The following is a 21134-nucleotide window of genomic DNA, read 5'->3' as shown; positions in this document are numbered from 1 at the left end:
AGAAGCTTCAAAATGAAGCTTCTTTTTTTATACTCTAACTTTAATTCATATCTCAGCTTTCCTATTCTCCAGCCTCACCGTTAAATAACGCTACCACTTCAGCCTCGGTCATTTTGTTAGTTGAATTTTGGAAAGCATAAAATTCAGGTTTATTATCAATAAAAATTTCAAGATCTAGCTTTAAATCTTGAGGTGATTCATTTAGAGAAAACACGTTGATATTGCAATAGTTCTGATCCTTGGTACGCCAAAATATATTGGTACCACACGCATTGCAGAATCCACGTTCTCCCCATTCTGATGAATTATAAACTGTAAGATGATCTTGCTTTAAAAACGCTAGACTCCCTTGTTCTACATCAACCGTCATAATCACACCACTGGTCTGTCTGCGACAGATAGAACATGAGACGTATACGTCGCAAGGACATGAACATCATGATTTTTTAATTTCACCTCAAAAGTGGTTTCACCACAAATACACCGTCCATTCATTTTAAAATTTACCTTTTATTTAAATTATTATTCATGAATAAATAGCTTAAAACACTTCATCTCTTTCGCAATGAATAATTTGTAAATATAGGTTTTTAGCTTGTCATCAGCTCAGTGCTATCACAGGGTGCTGTTAATACACTTCTAACATCGCTACGCTACATCTTAATCCAAAGATGCCGCTCATAAAAATAAACTAAGGCAATTATGCAATTGCCTTATTACACTTCACATTTTTTGGACGATCACATAAATGACTAAAAACAGCATATTGCCAAATACTTTTCACATGTACCGTAACTACTTTCTGCTCAGCAACAGACCATGCTAAGGCAGTATTTGCACCGAGGATAAGTTCCCCACCTAGTTGAAATAAATATAATGGGGATTGGTCATTCACTAAAAGTGAATTCTTTTGAGTTAACAAATTACTAGAATTTTCAATTTTCCATTTATTTCCAAACCATAGCTGTAGCAAGTCACCTAAATACAAGGTATTTTGCTTAAACGGAAAAGTATTTAAAAATGCATTTTCTACAGGTGTGTAATAACGCTCAGAATCCTGCAAAATATCGAGATAGTTTTGTTGATAAAAAGAGAAATTTGAGAAAATAGTTTGAATATTAAGAATAGTCATTTTGACCTCCGGTTTAGCCATTTTAGTGCTGGCAAGTAGGGTTAAATCCACACTGTTTAGGTCTTACCTAAACGCTCTTTCTGACTCGAATCTAACAATAGCCAAATCAAAGTTCAAGTTTTTTTTGATTTTTACCGTCAATTGTGCAAATAAAAAGCATATGGCATCAAAATGAAAGAAACATGACATTTTTAGCTTGACCGATTTCAAAAGCTGCCTATAATGGCTTTCAGATTCTCCCATAGCTCAGTCGGTAGAGCGACGGACTGTTAATCCGCAGGTCCCTGGTTCGAGCCCAGGTGGGAGAGCCAAGATTCAAAAAAGCCCATATCAATGATATGGGCTTTTTTAATACACAAAATGTCCCGTCCTGAAATAAGTTTACCCCTTAAGAGGCTTATTTTATGGAATATGAAAAAGAACAACGAGTTAAACGAACACAACGAGATTACAGTTTTGCCTTTAAAATGCTGATTGTCCATGAGGTAGAAAAAGGGCAAATCACTTATAAACAAGCTCAAGCAAAATATGGTATTCAAGGAAGATCAACTGTGCTTACATGGTTACGTAAGTACGGACAACAAGATTGGACTTCTAAAGCTATGCCTTCCACTTCAAAACGCCAACTCACCCCTCAACAACGCATTCGCCAGTTGGAAAAACAATTAGCCGCAGAAAAGCTAAAAACTGAATTTATCCAAGATGTGATTTATCACATAGACAAAGAATGTGGGAGAGATCTTGGAAAAAAGTATACCGAGCACGTTTCAAAGATTGGCAAGCCCAAAGAAGACTAAATGTCTCACGTTATTGTGAGTGGATAGGAATCACCCGACAGGCTTACTATCAATCAGAAAAACGTGCTCAAATCAAAGCTCGGGAAACTCAGCAAGTACTTGAATTGGTTATGGAGTATCGTTATTTGATGCCAAGTATCGGTACGCGTAAACTCTATTGGCTGATCAAACCAAAATTGCTAGAACAAGGACTGAAGTTTGGTCGAGATCAGTTATTTAAAGTATTAAAAGAGAATGATTTATTGATACGCCCTAAACGTCGCTATACCAAAACTACAGATAGCAAACACTGGATGAAGAAACATCCTAATTTATTAAAGGATTATTCTCCAATACGGGCAAATGAAGTCTTTGTTAGTGATATTACCTATGTTGAAAGTGCAGAGGGTGTGCATTATCTATCACTTGTGACAGATGCCTATACCCGACAAATTAAAGGTTATAAGTTATCAAGTGATATGCGGGCAGAGAATGTTGTACAAGCCTTACATATGGCAATGAAGTCTATAAAAGATAGAGCAACAACCCTGATTCATCATTCAGATAGAGGTTCTCAATATTGCTCTGAATTATATCAATCGGCACTACAGCATTACGGTATAAGTCCCTCGATGACAGATGGAGGAGACTGTTACCAAAATGCTTTAGCAGAGCGAATCAATGGCATACTCAAACAGGAGTTCTTAACTACACGATGTAAAACGATGAAGGAGTTAGACCATTTAATTTCGGAATCTATAGTGATTTATAACTGCTACAGACCGCATTTAAGTTTAAATATGATTACTCCTAATCAGATGTATGAGAAAGCGAAAACCGAGCTAATTGCTTAACTCGGTTTGAAATGAAATACTGTCAATCTATTTCAGGACGGGACAAAAATATAATTCACTTTGCTCGGAATGATATGGTTATCATCCTTGATTCCAACCCACCAAAAAAAGCATTTTTCTCATCATTAGTCAATTTTTTCACAAGTGTTGAATATCGCACTGCTTGCCTCGTAGACAAATCAAAACTTCTATTTCCACTACTCTGAAGAATCTGTATAGAGTCAATGGAATTATTTCTTGATATATTGAATCTCACTAAATTACTTAAATTTTCACTACCAGCAGGAACGTCCCATAAGTCCATTATTTCTTTATGCATTCTATCTTCTATTAATTTTCTTCTATCAATTTCTTTTAAAGCTGGATCACTGACTTGATCAGAATTAATAAGGAATTTGAATGGTTGCTCAACACGCACAGGATAGTATTTACCATTTATTTCATAGGGATAGAGGCTATATTTCTTAATTTCAGTCATAACCAAAGCATCTAGTTCTGCAATACCACTACTTTCCTTAATTCTTAATGCAACGACCTCCCCCTTCTCGTTTACATCTATCACAACATTTAGATCCCTATCTTTACCTTGCAGCACCGAAGGACTAAATAGAATTTGTGGTATTTTTTTCCATTTTATAACATGACGATCAACATTGATAAACTCAATATTCTTAGCATGAATAATCCCACCCCAAATACAAAATAGTACACATACTATTTTCGGAAAAAGCCTCATTTATAATTCTCAAGCAAGTTATTTTTATAGGTAAAGATTACTATCTCATTAAGATAAGATAGTAGCCTTCGCTGGTACACCACTATGAAAACGGAAAGTATCATCTGGGCTTAAAATCAAGTTCTTTTCAACTTCACGGATGTGATCAATCCGTTGTTGAATATTTTCTTCTGGATCTTTAAGTTTTGCTGTTTTTGCAACATCCAAAGCCAAAGCCAAATAATCTTCGAAATGTCGGGATTCCGATTTAAGCAAATAGCGATAATAACGCCCCAGCTCTTCATCAACCATAGGTGCAAGTGAGTAAAATCGCTCACAAGAACGCGCTTCTACAAATGCACCAATAATCATGACATCAATTAAAGCTTCAGGCTCATAAGTACGGATTTCTTTACGCAGTTCACCTGCATAACGTCCAGCACTCAAACCTTTCCACTCTTGACCACGTTTGGTCATAAATTCTAAAACTTGCTCATAATGCAGCATTTCTTCACGTACGAGCTGTGCCAACTTCACTTGTAAGTCAGTAAAAAAGCTATAACGAAACATCAAATTCATTGCTGTTCCCGCTGCTTTTTTCTCACAATTCGCATGATCCTGCATGAGAATATCTAAATTATTGATGGCTTCATCTAACCAAGCTTGAGGTGTAGTACAACCTAAAAACTTGATCACAGGTTGCATCAACTCATCATAATTCATACTACTCATTTACTTATCTCGCAGCAGCCTGAATCGCTGCTTTCATATCTTTCACAGCCTGAGCCAAACCAACAAATACGCTATCAGCAATAATTGAATGCCCAATGTTGAGTTCATGAATTTGTGGAATTGCGGCGATAGGTGCCACATTGTTCAAGTTTAATCCATGACCCGCATTGACTACTAAACCTTTAGAAGCAGCATATTCCGCACCTTTGATAATCCGTGCTAATTCAGCTTGTTGCTGCTCATCTGTTTCAGCATCTGCATATGCGCCTGTATGGATTTCTATTGTTGGCGCGCCACATGCCACCGCTGCATCAATTTGAGCAAGATCAGCATCAATGAAAAGTGACACATCACTACCAATTGCTTTCAATGCTTCTGTTGCTGCCTTAACTTTTTCAAAGTGTCCCACCACATCTAATCCACCTTCAGTGGTGACTTCTTGGCGACGCTCAGGAACGAAACATACATGTTGCGGTTGAATCTCTTGAGCAAATGCGACCATTTCGTCGGTGACAGCCAATTCAAGATTCATCCTTGTTTTTAATAATGGGCGCATACGACGAACATCGTCATCTTGAATATGGCGGCGATCTTCGCGTAAATGCAAGGTAATCCCTTCTGCACCCGCTTGCTCACAAACCAAAGCCGCTTGTACAGGGTCAGGGTAGACAGTACCTCGTGCTTGTCTTAATGTTGCAACATGATCAATGTTTACACCCAAGATTGCAGCCATATAAATATCCTATTGTTTATCAAATTAAAGCAATCAATACTTTAAATAGATTAAGTTTGTGTATTTTGAATCCAAAGTTGACGACTTTTTAGTGGTCGATCACCCAACAAAGAACTGATCATTTGGCGGTATAGTTTAGCCAATAATTGCAATTGTTCGTGAGTAAAATCTTGCCCTTGCTCATAATTTTGCATAGTCGCAATAAGCCGTCCAGACATAGATGAGCGTGAGGCTTGAGCAACAGGCATAAAACCATCATTCAATTGAAACTGATAATTTTGTTCATGCTGAATAACTTGTTGATTAGCATCAATTGAAAAATCAATGGCATAACCTAGTTCTTGCAATAACACATGTTCAAACTGTCGTAAAATTTGGCGAAGAAACAACGGTGCGTGTTCATGCGTTGCCAATAATTGAAGTTGCAAAAGAATTAACTGATATTGTTGAAAAGTTTGCGGCATCGCCTCCTCTAAAGGACAAAGACGCAACACAATTTCATTTAAATAAAAACCTGCAAAAAAAGCATCACCATGAAAAAATACGGGTTGATTCAAAATTTCCAGTTTAGTGAGATTTTTGAGCTCTGATTTTCCTGTCGCTTGCAAACGAATCGGCTGATATTGTGGTGGAGGAATTTGTCTTAAAATTCCATCCACCCGACCATATTCTTGCGTAAATAAATGCACAATATGGCTCTTTTCCCGATATCTACGATGATGAATCAAATAACCATGTAGGACTTCATTACGCATCATAAGACGATACTAATCCTTCTTTTTATGGTCCTTTTTATCCTCATCATCACCATCGGGAATGACGGCACCCACTACGGCAGCCGTGCCCTTCACAACACCTTTGGTAGTTTTATAAGCGACTTTAACAGGTACAGTGACAACTTTATGGATACAACCTTGTAGTAGAGACATACAGACTACAATTGCGAATACACGGATTGTTGTTTTCATACCTGATTTACCCAATTAAATATCGCTATAACCTAAGCTTTTAAGAGCACGTTCATCATCAGACCAACCGCCTTTAACTTTCACCCAAAGCGTAAGCATGATTTTTTGCTCAAACATTTTTTCCATGTCTGCGCGTGCATCCATCCCAATACTCTTGAGTTTGGCACCTTTATCACCAATTACAATCGCTTTTTGACCTTGACGCTCTACAAAAATCGTTGCATCAATATAGGTACAAGGTGGTTTTAGACGACCTGTTTTTTCATTGACAGTCGCTTCTTCAGTTTTAAACGACTCGATCTGCACCGTCAAATCATATGGAAGCTCTTCACCCAGCTGACGCATGATTTTCTCGCGAATAATTTCACTCGCAAGGAAGCGTTCCGAACGATCGGTAATCTGATCAAGTGAATACAATGGCGGTTGATACGGCAGATACTTTTCAATGGTGTCGCGCAAATGTTCTAAATTTGCACCACGCAAAGCTGACACAGGAACAATTTCAGCAAAGTTCATTAACTTGGCACGTTCTTGAATCAAAGGCAAAGCTTCATTTTTATTTTCAAATGTATCCAGCTTATTAATTACCAGAATCACAGGCATATCTGCATTTTTGAGCTTTTCCAAAACGAGTTCATCATTTTGAGTCCACTTCTGAGCATCCACCACAAATAAGACTAGATTTACATCTCGCAGTGCAGAGTGCGCAGCGCGATTCATCATCTTGTTAATTGCACGCACTTCTTTTTTATGCATTCCTGGGGTATCGACAAATACAGCCTGTGACTTCTCACGCGAATCAATACCAACAATTTTATGACGTGTAGTTTGTGGTTTACGCGATGTAATCGATAACTTTTGACCCAGTAAATGGTTCATTAAGGTCGATTTACCTACATTAGGACGACCTACAATCGCAACAAAACCGCTTTTAAAATCAGAAGGAATTGTTGTTCCTTGAGAACTAAAAAATTGATCAATTAAGTTATTGCCATCTTGCTGTTCAGTTACTTCAGGCTTATTGTCATTTGAATGAGACATCAGGTTATTGCTCCAATAATTTTAAAATTTCAGCCGCTGCCGTTTGTTCGGCGAAACGACGACTTGAGCCCTCGCCTTGAATTTTCGGCAATCCATCAACCAAACATTCCACTTTGAAATGTTGATTAGGTGCATCACCTTGAATATCTACAACCTCGTAAACTGGGAGAGGTTTTTTACGTGCTTGTAAATACTCTTGTAGTCGTGATTTTGGGTCTTTCAGTTGGTCCGTCGGTTCGATATGATCGAAGTAAGGCTCATACCATTTTAACACAATGCCTTGCAGCAAGTTGAGATCATTACTGTCTATATAGATCGCACCAATAATGGCTTCAACCGTGTCAGCGAGAATAGATTCACGATGATGGCCACCCGATTTTAATTCACCAGTGCTTAAAATTAATGACCGGCTCAATTGCAGGTCATTCGCTATTTTACCTAGTGCTTCCTGTCGAACCAAAGTTGCACGCATACGCGTTAAACGACCTTCGTTTTCAGTTGGATAGGTATGATATAAATAATTCGCAATGATCATCCCCAATAACGAATCGCCTAGAAATTCTAGGCGTTCATAATTGTGTTTATGACTAACAGAGCGGTGAGTTAAAGCCAATTTCAACAAATCAATTTGTTGAAATTGATAACCTATCCTTGCTTGCAGTCTTGTATCATTGAGCTTGTTTGGCAGATTTTTGGTCAAAAGTCTTCTCAAAAGTCATCACTAAACTGATATTCAGCATAAAGGGCTTTCGCACTTCATACTTTTTCACGACGATCAAATCATCTTTATATGTAGCTTGTGCGATATCCTTAAAACGAAGATCTCGTACACCATTCATATCCAAACGTTGATCCATCTGAGATGCAAACTTGGTTGGCGTCGTATTTTGAGGACTATCTTTCAATAAGCCTTCAATCTGACTGTCAATAATTTTGTCATCCCAATATGCTGGCCATATTGCAATCGCTGCTTTCACAGCAATTGCAAATAAAACCACCCCAAATAAAATTGCAATATACGAAGTCCCCTGCTGAGATTTACGCATTTTTTCTTTCCTATGTGTTTTTATTTATTAATCAATTTTACCATTTCGGCTAAAACTTGGAAGTTTTAGACCAGGTTCTTTATGCATCCATACATAAAAAGCACGACCTGTTAAATTCTGCTCAGGCACAAATCCCCAAAAACGACTATCTGCACTTTGGTCACGGTTATCACCCATCGCAAAATACTGACCTTCTGGTACAGTTACATCCCAATCACGCCCTTGTGTATTTATAAACACATCATTGGTTTTTGCAACAAATGGAATAAACGAATCCGCACCTTTGGCTTGAGCAAACTGATACGCTTCAACAAGTGTATTACGTCCATCTAAGTAGCGCACTGAATACTGATGATCACCCAAAGTTTCTTTAAAATATGAAACTGCTGGTGTCTCTAATGCGTCTTTCTCACGGCTCACCTCAGTTACAACATTAGCAACACGTTCACCGTTTACGACCAATTGACCATCTTTAAACTGAATATGATCACCAGGTAGACCAACCACACGTTTGATATAACTGATACTAGGTTGTGGTGGGTAACGGAAAACAATCACTTCACCACGTTTAGGCTCACCAACATCAATAATCTTGGTATTAACAATCGGTAAACGCACCCCATAATCAAATTTATTCACCAAAATAAAATCACCTGTCTCTAAGGTTGGTACCATCGAGTCAGAAGGGATATTAAATGGCTCATACAAGAAAGAACGTAAAACGAGCACAACCGCCAACACAGGCCAAAAATCATACGCCCATGTAATGATAAAATTTTCTTGGTTACGCCCACGATTTGCACGTTGTTTGAGTACAAACTTATCAAGCAACCACACCAAGAAAAAAATCAGTGTCGCTGGTACTAGAATCAAATTAAAATCAAAATCCACAAACCCTCACTCGCAGCCTGACTGCTCGTCTTAGGGCTAGGTTAAGCAATGCTTACCCAGCCTGATCTTTCTTTATCTATCTACTTTCAATACAGCTAAGAAGGCTTCTTGTGGAATTTCTACACTTCCCACTTGTTTCATACGCTTCTTACCTTCTTTTTGTTTCGAAAGAAGTTTCTTCTTACGAGACACATCGCCGCCATAACATTTTGCTAAAACGTTTTTACGCATCGCTTTAACAGTAGAACGAGCAATAATTTGCGCACCAATTGCCGCTTGAATCGCCACATCATACATTTGACGAGGGATCAGATCCTTCATCTTTTCGACCAAAGCAATACCACGATGACGAGCATCTTGGCGGTGACAAATCATCGCTAAGGCATCTACCTTTTCGCTATTAATTAGCACGTCTACCTTAACTAAGGCTGAACTTTCAAAACGTACAAAATTGTAATCGAGTGACGCAAAACCACGTGAGCAAGATTTCAATTTATCAAAGAAATCCATCACAACTTCAGCCATTGGGATTTCAAAAGTAACAGAAACTTGGTTCCCCAAGAATTTCATGTCTTTCTGCACACCACGACGCTCAATACATAGCGTCATCACATTACCTAAGTATTCCTGCGGTACAAGAATATGGCATTCTGCAATCGGTTCACGTAGATCTTCAACCGTTGAGCCATCTGGCATTTTTGATGGGCTATCAATGTAAATAATGTCGCCTTTTTTGGTTAAAGCTTCATAAATTACAGTAGGTGCAGAACTAATCAGATCAAGATCATACTCACGCTCTAAACGCTCTTGTACAATCTCCATGTGCAGCATACCTAAGAAGCCACAACGGAAGCCAAAGCCTAAAGCATCTGAACTTTCAGGCTCAAAGAATAATGCCGAATCGTTGATCTGTAGCTTTTGCAAAGCTTCACGGAACGGTTCAAAATCACTTGAATCAATCGGGAACAGACCTGCATAGACCTGTGGTTTTACCTTTTTAAAACCTGGTAAAGTTGCAACTTCAGGCGTAGATGCAAGCGTAATGGTATCGCCGACTGGCGCACCAAAGATATCTTTAATCCCTGCGATTACGAAGCCAACTTCACCCGCTTCAAGGATGTCAGTTTCAGTATGCTTTGGATTAAATACACCCACAGAAGTAACAGGATGAGTTTGACCAGTTGACTTGACCAACATTTTATCGCCCTTACGGATGCGACCTTGTTTGATTCGAACCAACGAAACAACACCAAGATAATTATCGAACCATGAGTCAATAATCAAAGCTTGAAGTGGCGCATCACGATCACCTTCAGGTGCTGGAATCACATCAACCAAACGCTCTAAAACGCCTTCAACACCTAAACCAGTTTTTGCGGAACAGGTTGGTGCATCAGTTGCTTCAATTCCAATAATTTCTTCAATTTCATGAATTACACGTTCAGGTTCTGCTTGTGGTAAATCAATCTTATTTAAGATCGGTAATACCTCTAAGCCTTGTTCAATAGCGGTATAGCAGTTTGCTACGGATTGAGCCTCAACACCTTGTGCAGCATCGACGACCAATAAAGCCCCTTCACATGCTGCTAAAGAACGTGATACCTCATAAGAGAAGTCAACGTGTCCTGGGGTATCAATAAAGTTCAACTGATACTCTTGACCATTTGGATGCGTATAGTACAACGTCACCGATGCAGCTTTAATGGTAATCCCACGCTCACGCTCAAGCTCCATAGAGTCTAGTACCTGAGCTTGCATCTCACGGTCTTGTAGACCACCACACATTTGAATAAAACGGTCAGCCAAAGTCGACTTTCCATGGTCAATATGAGCAATGATCGAGAAATTGCGTATATTTTTGATATCTACGGATTTTTTAGCTTGCGCCATGGGTTACCTTGAGAAAATAAATCGCCCTATACTTTTAAAAAGTTATGAGCCAAAACGGTTTAACAAAATTGTTGGGGATTATAACAGAACGACCATTCAAAGTATTCAAAATAATTATTACCAATCTAAACCATGTTGTCATGATTTTATGGTTTATATTTGCTCATATAAAACGGAAAAATCCAAAGGATTTAAATCAGTTGGAATCGGTTGATAAGCTTGGATAAAACTTGGAGACATACGTTTTGGACGGCCAGTGGCAATCTCAATGCATGCCCACTTGGTATTTCCCAAAAATAAAATGCTTTGATCTTTTTCACGATAAAATGCGTACTGCCTAAAAGAATACAGCGCATTAATATCATCTAGCCAAGTGCGTAGAATAATTTCGTCACCTGCAAGCGCAGCTTTACGATATTGAACATGATGTTCCACCGCAACCATAGCATGTTTAAGCTCCAAATATTGAGCCACACCTAAACCCAAAGTTTCAACATGTGCTGCCGCTACATCCTGCATCCATTGAACATAGATCACATTATTCACATGACCTAGAACATCAATATGTTCAGGTTGAACGCTTATTCTTAAATCAAAAATCGTACTCATTTCTTGCCATACTTGATTTACCAATCTGCTGCATACAGTATTAGAAACAAATCTAGATTACAAAATAAAAACCACTCTAAATAGAGTGGTTCTTATGACTTTATACAATGTTACTGTAGACGTAGGCCTAAGATCGCACGTTGTCCTTGACGGATAATCGCCACACGAGCCACGCTGCCTTTTGGCAATCCTGCAATTACTCTAGCAAAACCTGCACTATCATTAATTGCAGTGCCATTAACTTGTAAAATAACATCACCAGCAACGATATTAGATAGAGATGCTAAGCCACCACGCTGTACTTCTTGTACGAGAATACCTCCACGAACATCTAAACGAGATTGCTCAGTTGGCGTGAGGTTTCGGATGCTCATCCCTAATCCACTGGTCGGACTATTTTTATCACCTGTTGCAGGGGTGTCATCAGGTGCTGTACCTAATGTTGCAGAAACAGTACGAACTCTTTCATCACGCAAAATTTCTAATCGAATGGTTTGGTTCGGAGAAATACGATTCAAGGTATAAAGTAAATCACTGGTACGTGAAATTGGTGCACCATTAATTTTCAAAATCACATCCCCAGATTTCAATCCCGCTTTTTCAGCAGGTGACTTTGGTGCAACTTGAGTAATTAATGAACCCTCAGGTTTTGGTAGTTTATAAGCCTCGGCTAGGTTGCGATCTATATCTTGCAGCATAATACCAAGATAAGAACGAGTCACTTTACCATTGGCTTTCAGTTGCTGAACAACATCCATCGCAACATCGATTGGGATAGAGAACGACAATCCCATATACCCCCCCGTACCACTAAAGATACGAGAGTTTACACCAACAACCTCACCTCTTTGATTGAATAATGGACCGCCAGAATTACCTGGGTTCAAAGCAGCATCTGTTTGAATAAAGGGAACAGATGTTTCACCACTCATATTCCGTGACTTCGCACTTACAATCCCTGCCGATGCCGAATAATCGAATCCAAATGGAGATCCAATCGCGAGAACAGGCTCGCCTACTCGCAATTGATTAACGTCCCCTACTCTTAACTCAGGGAAATTCGCCCCTTCAACTTTTAGTACGGCGACATCTGTACGCTCATCGCTCCCAACCAAAGTTGCATCAAATTCACGACGATCATTCAACGTAATACTGATACGTGACGCATTGGCAATCACGTGATGGTTGGTCACGAGGTAGCCATCTTTACTGATAAAAAAAGCACTACCAAATGCAGTCTTCTCTTGAGGTCCTTGTCGCTGTGGAATGATGACTTGATTGCCAAAAAAGCGCCTTAAAATCTCTGGTACTTGTTGCTGCAACAACTCTTCCTGAGTCATTTTTTTCACAACATTGACACTCACAACAGCAGGACTCACCTGCTCAACGAGGTTTGAAAAATCTACTGGCGTAGCAGCGTTGACTTGAGCAGCTGCTATCGTAAATACCGCAGCATACATTCCTTGTTGTAAATAGCGACTTTTCATGAAGCAAGAACCTACATACTGATGATTAAAATAAAAGTTATGGTCTATGTTTGTAGCATAACCCCAGCATTCTTTTCGTAAAAAAATGTTTATATTTTCAATGTATACAACGAAATAGAACGATGAAATGTGAATGAATTATGAAGACATTTCTAAGCATTCACTTTTCATTTTAAGGTTTTATACTGGACAGCTTAAGTCTAGATTAAAACAATGTACTGAAACATAATCGTTTTCTTACTAAGTCACATTAAACAAAAAATAATCAGCAAATAAATCGCATTCGCTAAAAATTCACCCAATTTCAGGCAGATTGGCCCTTGCCTTTTTGATAAAAAAGCGGTGTCATTAGCGAACGTTTAAAACTGAAGCAGATCGACATGCCTGATTTAAAAACAATTCACCATTTTGATGTGATTATTGTGGGCAGTGGTGGTGCAGGTTTAAGTCTTGCACTCTCTTTACCAAGTCATTACAACATTGCGATTTTAGCAAAAGCGGCATTGACAGAAGCCAGTACCTTTTATGCACAAGGTGGTGTCGCTGCGGTCTTAGACGAAACAGACTCCATTCAACAACATATTAATGACACTATGATTGCAGGCGGGCATCTATGTGAATTAGATGCTGTCAAACATACGGTTGAAGGTGGCAAACCTTCTGTTGATTTCCTTCTTGGACAAGGTGTGCAATTCACTTTAGACGATGATGAACAACTTCATCTCACTCGTGAAGGTGGTCACTCTCAACGTCGTATCATTCACTCTGCCGATGCCACAGGTAAAGCCATTTCAACAACTTTAGTTGAGCGCGCACAAGAACGCGAAAACATTACGATTTTTGAAGACTATATTGCGATTGATCTCATTACATTGCACAAACTTGGCCATCAAGATCAAAACAATCGCTCGATTGGCTTATACGCTTTAAATGAAAATACTGAACAAGTTCATACCTTTTTAGCGCCATTTACCGCCCTCGCCTGTGGCGGTGCAATGAAGGCATATCTCTACACTTCAAATCCTGATATTGCGACGGGCGATGGGATAGCAATGGCTTATCGAGCAGGTTGTCGTGTAGCCAATATGGAATTTAACCAATTCCATCCGACTTGTTTATATCATCCGAAAGCGCGCTCTTTCCTAATTACCGAAGCGATGCGTGGTGAAGGTGCATATCTGCGTTTACCAGATGGCGAACGCTTCATGTTGCGTTTTGATGAACGTGCTGAACTTGCACCACGTGATATTGTGGCGCGTACCATTGACCATGAAATTAAACGCTTGGGTATTCGTCATGTTTGGTTGGACATTACGCATAAATCACCTGAATTTATTACAGAGCACTTTCCGACTTTGTATGCACGTTTGCTTGAGCTTGGGATTGATATTACCAAAGACATGATTCCTGTGGTTCCTGCGGCTCACTATACTTGTGGCGGTGTCGTCGTCGATGAACATAGCCAAACTGATTTAGATGGCTTATATGCGATTGGTGAAACTTCTTATACAGGTTTACACGGCGCAAATCGTATGGCGAGTAACTCACTGCTTGAATGTTTTGTATATGGTATGAGCGCAGCAGAAGATATTCAAAGTAAACACAACACAAGCTTTGAGTTTCCAGAGGTGCCGTCTTGGGATGAATCTCAAGTCACCGATGCAGATGAAGATGTGGTCATCCTGCAAAACTGGGATGAACTACGTTCAACGATGTGGAACTATGTCGGCATCGTTCGTACGACGAAACGTTTACAACGTGCTTTACACCGTATTGAAATGTTGAAGCGTGAAATCAATGAATACTATCAAGATTACCGCGTCAGTAAGAACCTGATCGAATTGCGTAATTTGGTTTTGGTTTCTGAAATGATTGTGCGTTGTGCAATGGAACGTAAGGAATCGCGTGGTTTGCACTACACGCTGGATTATCCAGAACTCTCAGATGAGATTCGCAAGACAGTGTTGACTCCCCCCAATTTTAAGGTGGAACAACCATTGGTGAATGAGTGATAAAATAATCCGATATAAATATTTTTGTTAGCCCCAAATAAAGCTTAGCTCAAATTTGAGCTGCCACATATAAAATATATTGAGAAACCAAACTCTTAAGGTGGTTTCTCAATATTCATCTAAATAGATTTTTTCTGCTCGATAGCTAACTCATATGCACTCTGAAGTTGAAATTTCATTTGTTCGTCTTTTGTTGAATTAATAAACTTTTCCAATTTATGTTTATAGTTTTCGTGCCCTGCTTTATACATTGATAGAAGATACCCCCACTCACTATAAGAATATTCTGGATCACTTTTTGGAATCGTTTTCAACTCTTTTTCAAAAGCTAATGCTAGATCAGTATGACATTTTTGAAATTTTTTCTTCGAAAGTTTAAGAACGTGTATTAATTCGCACTGAGTTAACAAATTTGAAATTTGGGGATTCTCTTTTAAGATTTTAGTATTCAAGTTATATGCTTCTTGATACATCCCTGTAGAGAGATAGATATTCATTTCTATTTTTTCTCTCTCATGTTTATTCTGAATTTTACTTATTTCAGATAAACTTTTTTTCATTGTAGCATCAACAAGATTTCGGTCACTAAGATCTAAATTATTAATACGATCCTTATATTTTTGAATAATCGCCTGATCTTCAAGAGAAATTTCAGATTCCTTGGCTTCAATAGCATGCACATCATGAACACTAGAGGAACAAGCTGTACTTACTAAAGAGCAGCACATGATAACTGAGATTAGATATTTTTTCATTTCACACGTCTAGCAGCAGAATTTATAGTAAATGTATGTGTAACAAATCTTGGGATAGGTACTATTATCCCTCCATCTAACTTGGCTTCATACCCCATTTCTAAAACCACTTTAATGATAGATAAATCAGGTTTAGGTAGTTGAATTTTACAGAATCCTACAGGTTCTTTCCCTTTTTCTGTATCCCAATATCCAGCGTCTCTTTTTAATTGATGAGCTTGAATAAATTCAAATTCTCGAAATTTTTCTTTATATATCTTCAATGATGCCGATGGGAATATTTTAGCCTCCTGACTTAATACAGGTGGGATATAAGACACTGTTACAAATAATTCTGTCTCTTTAACAGTATAGGTAACTATAAATTGGCATGCCCCAGATCCCATTTGAATTAGAACACCTCCACCTCTTCTACCAAATTTATCAGAATCATAGGGAGGTAAAGCATTAAGGAATTTCACATGATCCGTTTTATTCCGTTCTATATAATAATTTTCATAGACGTCTCGACTGTCAGAAAAACTATTATTAACTGTATTTTGTTGCTTAAGCGTATTAGATACTGCATTAATTACCGCAGACAAAGCATTGGATTTTGATGGTTTTGAACTTGCAGATGATCCATTGTCTTGAACAACTAAATTCTGCATTGGCAGTAGTTTACAGCCACAAGACAATGAATCATTGACCCTTGCAGCAGCTTTTCCAAACACTTGCATGTATGGATCACCAGTTATAATCGTTGATACAGTCTGGTGTTTAGGACAAGTCGCCTTATCACCAACACATGCGATTGCTTTACCTTCGATCAAAAAACTACTATTTCCTGAAATAACTTTACCCCCACCAGTCGTAGGACACCCAATAACAATATATGGTGTTGCCAAAATTTAACCCTCTATTTTATTTTGACAACATGGTAACAAAACCATCAACAAATATACTGACTTTTATGTATATATTTTGATAAATATTAAGCATGTTTTAATAAGTATCTATGACCAACTCTCATATTTTTTTAAAGTTTACTTTCACTCCACAATCATACTGCGGAATACCAAAGTAACCGTGAGATAAACATAAAAACAGCTCTTAGAGCTGTTTTACATAATTCAGCGCCTCTCCAAACACAACATCAGCATTCTGCGTTGCATCTAAACGCTTCATCCGTTCCGGCTCTGCTTGCCACAATATCTCATAACCTGCACGAACTTTAGCGAAGAAGCTCAATTTCTCTTGCTCAAAACGATCCAAGGCACCACGCTCTCGCGCACGGGTCATGCCCAATTCAATCGGGGCATCCAACCAAAAGGTAATATTCGGCATTTTCGCCACAAAAGTTTGGTTTAACAGTTGCAACTTTTCCTGACTCAAACCTCGTCCAGAACATTGATAAGCAAAGCTGGCATCGGTAAAACGATCACTCAGCACAATCTTGCCTGCTTCTAATGCAGGTAAAATCACTTGCTGTAAATGTTGAGCACGTGCCGCGTAAATCAATAATAGCTCAGTATCATGACTCATTTGCTCTTCATGATTCACTGCCAATAATAAAGAGCGAATTTGTTCCGCCAAAGGCGTACCACCCGGCTCACGAGTTAATACAACTTCTTTACCTTGCTGTTCAAAATACTGATGAATTTTACGAATCAGCGTGGTTTTACCTACACCTTCAGTACCTTCAAAGCTAATAAACATTTACTGTTGCTCCTGCTTCTTGGCACGTAAAACCGCCAAATACTCTTGTACTGCACGATTATGATCTTGCAAATTGGTTGTAAATTTATGCCCACCTGTGCCTGTTGCAACAAAATAAAGATTCTGCGAATCATCAGGATGCATCGCCGCTTCAATTGCTTTTTTACTTGGTAAAGCAATTGGCGTTGGAGGTAAACCGAAAATGGTATAGGTGTTATATGCTGTTGGTGTCCGTAGGTCATTACGTGTGATATTACCTTTGTAATTATCTCCCATACCATATATGACGGTTGGATCAGTTTGCAGGCGCATGCCTATTTTTAATCGACGAACAAACACACCAGATACTTGCTGTAACTCGCTATCCAAACTAGTTTCTTTTTCAATAATCGAAGCCATAATTAATGCTTCATATTTATTTTTATATGGAAGATTGTCAGCTTTATTAGCCCATGCGTCATCCAGTGCTTTCATCTGACGACGATATAAATCCGTCAAAATCTTCTTGTCTGTTTCACCTTTAGCAAAAAAATATGTATCAGGTGCAAATAATCCTTCAGGATGAGCATAGGAAATATCTAAAGCTTTTAGTAATTGATCTTGAGGCAAATCTAAAATTGTATTGGTCACATTCGGATCATTTTTTAACTTCTGTACAAGTTGCTTGAAGTTTGTCCCTTCGATGACCAATATTCGATTCATTTGAGCATTATCTGCATTGGCAAGCATATCCAGCACTTGACGAACACTCATCCCTTTAGTTAGCTCATATACACCAGCTTTCATACTGTCATGTATCATAAATTTCTGATAGAGCTTTAAAATGATCGGGAAACTTACCTTCTGTTCTTCAGCCAATCGATCAATGAAACGTGAATATGTATCTCCAGATGAAATCACTAATAATTGTTTTTTATTCTCCATTGGATAAGGCTTAAATAAATTTGCCCATATCACGCCAAAGACCACCATCGTAAAAACACAGATAAATACAAGAAATGCTTTAAAGGTAAATCTTGATTTCGGCTTTGCTTTCGGTTTTTTCTTACTTTTGCTTGAGTTTGGTGGCTTTGGCATATTAATCAATCTGGCTAAGTTTTAAAGTTTCAAATAAATCAAGGTAAGGTTGTTGCGCTAACGCGCGATCATTCAATCGTACAACCGCTCGCATTGGATGCAATGCATTGCAAAAAAACAGGTTTTGAATACGATCAATCTCATCCATGCCAATACAACGTTGTTCGCATGACACATTGTATTGTTGCATTCGAGATAAGATTTTGGCTCGCATCACACCGTGGACGCCATTATAACGAAGTTCAGGCGTAATCCACTGATCATTTATACGAATAAAACAATTACTGCTCACCCCTTCTACGATATAACCCTGCACATCACTGACTAAGGCTTCTAGCCACCCCCGTTGGTCCGCTTCTTGCTTAAGCAAAACTTGTTCAAGACGATTCAATGTTTTTAAACCTACAAGGTGTGGCATGTTTAAACCCAAGGCATGATTGAGTAAACCACTCTCAATCCATTCAGGCTGAAAAGCTTGCATTACTTTGGGGTAATACCACACATAAAGATCAGCGGCATGTAAAGGTAAACTGTAACCACGATCACCTTCACCGCGGCTAATCACAACTTTGAGTGTGCCATTTAGGCTTTGAAATTGCTGTTGTAATTGTTCAAAAACCTTGTCGATCAAGGATAAATCAGTTTTTAAACTCAAATGCTGGCAAGCCAGTTGTAAACGTGCAAAATGCAGTTCTTTTAACTCAAAACACCCATCAAAAATACGCGCAGTTGTAAAACAACCATCTCCATAATGAAATGCCCGATCAAGTAAAGGAATGGAATCAATTAACTGTCCATTTTTATAGCATTGCATGATCTAAGCACCTTTTTCAGTTTATAAGAAACAAAGTTTAAAAGTGAATAACTCTTTGATTCTAAAAAATTATAACAACTAAAACACTGAAATAAAAATTTATTATTTATCAACGATTCAGCATAACTTATCACATTTATATATTTCTCTTTTTTTCATAACAAATGCTTTTTTTATTATTTTTTTTGCAAAAAAACCAGCGTTATGCTGCATCCATATTCTAAATGCTTATGCAATTTCAAGGGGTTTTTATGCGTTTATCTCAACTCAAAGTTGGTCTTTTGGCTGCTTTACTTTCAGCATCCAGTTTGGCTGCTCAAGACTTTTTAAATGTCTCTTATGATCCAACACGTGAGCTATATACAGATTTTAATAAACAATTTGGTAACTTTTGGAAACAACGTACTGGACAAGATATTAATTTCAAACAATCACATGGTGGTTCTGGTAAACAAGCACGTGCCGTTATTGATGGTCTAAATGCCGATGTCGTAACTTTAGCTTTGGCTGCGGATATTGATGAAATTGCCAAAAATGCAAAATTGCTACCTAATGATTGGCAGAAAAAATTGCCAAATAACTCAACGCCGTATACGTCTACCATCGTATTTTTAGTACGAAAAGATAATCCTAAGCAAATTAAAGATTGGGGTGATCTGATTAAGCCGGGCGTAGAAATTATTACGCCGAATCCAAAAACGTCAGGTGGCGCTCGCTGGAATTATTTAGCAGCTTGGGCTTGGGCAAAACATCAGCCCAATGGTAACGATGCCAAAGCACAAGAATTTGTCCGCCAAATATATAAACAGACCAAAGTACTTGATTCTGGTGCACGTGGTGCAACAACCACATTTGCTGAGCGCGGCATTGGTGATGTTTTATTGGCTTGGGAAAATGAAGCGTTCCTTGCAATACGTGAACAACCAAACAAATTTGAAATTGTCGTTCCTTCGCTCTCGATTTTGGCAGAGCCTCCCGTTGCAGTGGTAGAAAAAAATGCGACTAAAAATGGCAACCTACAAATTGCACGTGGTTATTTGAACTACCTCTATTCACCAGCAGGTCAGGAAATCGCTGCACGTCATTTTTACAGACCACGTAATGCCGATGTACTGAAAAAATACCAAAGCGTATTTAAGCCGCTCAAACTGATCACCATCGACAAAGAATTTGGCGGCTGGACCAAAGTGCAGAAACAGCATTTTGATAATGGCGGAATCTTTGATCAGATTGTTAAAGCAAACAGCCGATAAGAATTACTTTTAGAAGAAATTCTCAGGAGAGCAGACATGGTTCACACTTTAATTGTTCCGGGTGTAGGTGGTAGCGAAGCACAGCATTGGCAGTCTTGGTTACAGCAACAACTGGTGTCTAGCTCTCGTGTACAACAAAAATATTGGGATCGACCAGTATTAAGTGAATGGGTTACCGAGTTTCTCAGCGCATTAGAAGCAATCAACTCTCCAGTCCAAGTTGTTGCACATAGTTTTGGTTGCTTAACCAGTGTCGCAGCACTTGCAGAACATCCTGAATTGCAAGCTAAAGTAAAAAATCTAGTGCTAGTCGCTCCAGCAAATCCTGCACGTTTTGGTGAAAGTGGTTTTGCACGCCACAGTTTGACTGACTACAAACAATATTTTCATCAACTTCAAATTGATTTACCGACGACTTTATTGATCAGTGAAAATGACCCATGGTTAGGTTATGTCGATGCTTTACAACTCGCACAAGCATGGGAGCTCACCCCGATCAATTTAGGTGCTGTTGGTCATGTCAATGTGGCATCAGGATTTGGTCCGTTTCCAGAAATCCTGAATTACTTATTGCCTGAAAAAAACATGCAACCGCGAACTCGAATGCCTCAGGCAAATTTTAATGTGAAATTTGCCTAACTCTCGCTCCTT

General features: G+C 38.6%; 22 protein-coding genes, 1 tRNA gene and 1 pseudogene. 5 read left to right on the top strand and 19 right to left on the bottom strand.

All coding sequences use genetic code 11. The features are described 5' to 3' along the window. Window positions 1-61 precede the first annotated feature (61 nt). A pseudogene (locus AAC851_RS14240) lies at window positions 62-495 on the bottom strand (GFA family protein). A 205-nt stretch (window positions 496-700) separates the two neighbouring features. After that, complete coding sequence (locus AAC851_RS14235) at window positions 701-1132, bottom strand: hypothetical protein (protein WP_034437463.1); 432 nt, start codon at window positions 1130-1132, stop codon at window positions 701-703. Between the two features lie 235 nt (window positions 1133-1367). Here AAC851_RS14235 and AAC851_RS14230 point away from each other — a divergent pair. Both AAC851_RS14230 and AAC851_RS14225 read left to right on the top strand, forming a co-directional pair. After that, window positions 1368-1443 (top strand) — tRNA-Asn (locus AAC851_RS14230). A gap of 93 nt (window positions 1444-1536) precedes the next feature. Further along, window positions 1537-2762 (top strand): IS3 family transposase gene (locus AAC851_RS14225; protein ID WP_340600449.1). Its coding sequence is split into 2 segments (ribosomal slippage): window positions 1537-1876 and window positions 1876-2762, totalling 1227 coding nucleotides; the frame shifts between segments, so codons are not numbered across the junction. A 55-nt stretch (window positions 2763-2817) separates the two neighbouring features. Here the strand turns inward: AAC851_RS14225 and AAC851_RS14220 are convergent. The 12 genes from AAC851_RS14220 to AAC851_RS14165 all read right to left on the bottom strand — a co-directional run bounded on the left by AAC851_RS14220 (window position 2818) and on the right by AAC851_RS14165 (window position 12874). Further along, entirely contained in the window at window positions 2818-3498 is a 681-nt protein-coding gene (locus tag AAC851_RS14220; protein ID WP_008942057.1) for a TonB C-terminal domain-containing protein, read from the bottom strand. Between the two features lie 48 nt (window positions 3499-3546). Further along, window positions 3547-4209 carry a tRNA-(ms[2]io[6]A)-hydroxylase gene (locus tag AAC851_RS14215; protein WP_008942058.1) on the bottom strand — a complete coding sequence of 221 codons (663 nt, stop codon included), beginning with the start codon at window positions 4207-4209 and terminating at the stop codon, window positions 3547-3549. Between the two features lie 4 nt (window positions 4210-4213). Beyond that, window positions 4214-4942 (bottom strand): pyridoxine 5'-phosphate synthase, encoded by a 729-nt coding sequence (gene pdxJ / locus AAC851_RS14210; RefSeq protein ID WP_004640017.1) that lies wholly within the window; start codon window positions 4940-4942, stop codon window positions 4214-4216. 50 nt (window positions 4943-4992) lie between these two features. Next, on the bottom strand, window positions 4993-5700 hold the full coding sequence (recO, locus tag AAC851_RS14205; RefSeq protein WP_005084584.1) for a DNA repair protein RecO: 708 nt from the start codon (window positions 5698-5700) through the stop codon (window positions 4993-4995). A gap of 9 nt (window positions 5701-5709) precedes the next feature. Then, window positions 5710-5910, bottom strand: a complete 201-nt coding sequence (locus tag AAC851_RS14200) for an NF038104 family lipoprotein (RefSeq protein ID WP_034437465.1) — start codon at window positions 5908-5910, stop codon at window positions 5710-5712. Between the two features lie 15 nt (window positions 5911-5925). Beyond that, window positions 5926-6951: a GTPase Era gene (gene era / locus AAC851_RS14195; RefSeq protein WP_005089671.1), complete on the bottom strand. Its 1026-nt coding sequence runs from the start codon at window positions 6949-6951 to the stop codon at window positions 5926-5928. 4 nt (window positions 6952-6955) lie between these two features. Continuing rightward, on the bottom strand, window positions 6956-7651 hold the full coding sequence (gene rnc, locus AAC851_RS14190) for a ribonuclease III (protein WP_004640024.1): 696 nt from the start codon (window positions 7649-7651) through the stop codon (window positions 6956-6958). Continuing rightward, complete coding sequence (locus AAC851_RS14185; RefSeq protein WP_004640026.1) at window positions 7620-7997, bottom strand: DUF4845 domain-containing protein; 378 nt, start codon at window positions 7995-7997, stop codon at window positions 7620-7622. Before AAC851_RS14185 ends, rnc begins: the two co-directional genes overlap by 32 nt. A 27-nt stretch (window positions 7998-8024) precedes the next feature. Further along, a complete protein-coding gene (gene lepB / locus AAC851_RS14180; protein ID WP_008942060.1) occupies window positions 8025-8888 on the bottom strand; it encodes a signal peptidase I in 864 nt (287 codons plus the stop codon). Between the two features lie 72 nt (window positions 8889-8960). Beyond that, the gene (gene lepA, locus AAC851_RS14175) at window positions 8961-10778 is read right to left on the bottom strand and encodes a translation elongation factor 4 (protein ID WP_004640031.1); all 1818 of its coding nucleotides are present in this window, start codon (window positions 10776-10778) and stop codon (window positions 8961-8963) included. Window positions 10779-10931: 153 nt separating this feature from the next. After that, window positions 10932-11387: an acyl-CoA thioesterase gene (locus tag AAC851_RS14170; protein ID WP_034437472.1), complete on the bottom strand. Its 456-nt coding sequence runs from the start codon at window positions 11385-11387 to the stop codon at window positions 10932-10934. Between the two features lie 110 nt (window positions 11388-11497). Further along, window positions 11498-12874 carry a Do family serine endopeptidase gene (locus AAC851_RS14165; protein ID WP_008941800.1) on the bottom strand — a complete coding sequence of 459 codons (1377 nt, stop codon included), beginning with the start codon at window positions 12872-12874 and terminating at the stop codon, window positions 11498-11500. Window positions 12875-13248: 374 nt separating this feature from the next. Here AAC851_RS14165 and nadB point away from each other — a divergent pair, with 374 nt between their 5' ends. Then, window positions 13249-14886, top strand: coding sequence for an L-aspartate oxidase (nadB, locus tag AAC851_RS14160; protein ID WP_171057895.1), 1638 nt, complete (start codon window positions 13249-13251; stop codon window positions 14884-14886). Window positions 14887-15005: 119 nt separating this feature from the next. Here the strand turns inward: nadB and AAC851_RS14155 are convergent, their stop codons facing one another. From AAC851_RS14155 to pabC, 5 genes are all read right to left on the bottom strand, one after another. Further along, window positions 15006-15641, bottom strand: coding sequence for a hypothetical protein (locus AAC851_RS14155; RefSeq protein WP_340600985.1), 636 nt, complete (start codon window positions 15639-15641; stop codon window positions 15006-15008). Next, complete coding sequence (locus AAC851_RS14150; protein WP_075315182.1) at window positions 15638-16528, bottom strand: PAAR domain-containing protein; 891 nt, start codon at window positions 16526-16528, stop codon at window positions 15638-15640. The genes AAC851_RS14155 and AAC851_RS14150 overlap by 4 nt, the downstream gene beginning before the upstream one ends. A 205-nt stretch (window positions 16529-16733) precedes the next feature. Continuing rightward, window positions 16734-17339 carry a dTMP kinase gene (gene tmk, locus AAC851_RS14145; protein WP_340600984.1) on the bottom strand — a complete coding sequence of 202 codons (606 nt, stop codon included), beginning with the start codon at window positions 17337-17339 and terminating at the stop codon, window positions 16734-16736. After that, window positions 17340-18416, bottom strand: a complete 1077-nt coding sequence (gene mltG / locus AAC851_RS14140) for an endolytic transglycosylase MltG (protein WP_160126552.1) — start codon at window positions 18414-18416, stop codon at window positions 17340-17342. A gap of 1 nt (window position 18417) precedes the next feature. Beyond that, on the bottom strand, window positions 18418-19230 hold the full coding sequence (gene pabC, locus AAC851_RS14135) for an aminodeoxychorismate lyase (protein WP_008941792.1): 813 nt from the start codon (window positions 19228-19230) through the stop codon (window positions 18418-18420). Window positions 19231-19481: 251 nt separating this feature from the next. Between pabC and AAC851_RS14130 the strand changes: the two genes are divergently transcribed. Further along, window positions 19482-20483 carry a sulfate ABC transporter substrate-binding protein gene (locus AAC851_RS14130; RefSeq protein WP_125501054.1) on the top strand — a complete coding sequence of 334 codons (1002 nt, stop codon included), beginning with the start codon at window positions 19482-19484 and terminating at the stop codon, window positions 20481-20483. 36 nt (window positions 20484-20519) lie between these two features. Then, window positions 20520-21122, top strand: coding sequence for an RBBP9/YdeN family alpha/beta hydrolase (locus AAC851_RS14125; RefSeq protein ID WP_008941789.1), 603 nt, complete (start codon window positions 20520-20522; stop codon window positions 21120-21122). Window positions 21123-21134 lie beyond the last annotated feature (12 nt).

Source organism: Acinetobacter sp. HZNU-JH01 (assembly GCF_037996845.1).
Lineage (GTDB): Bacteria > Pseudomonadota > Gammaproteobacteria > Pseudomonadales > Moraxellaceae > Acinetobacter > Acinetobacter haemolyticus.
The sequence above is the reverse complement of the archived record's forward strand: the minus strand, read 5'-3'. Positions and strand labels throughout refer to the sequence as shown.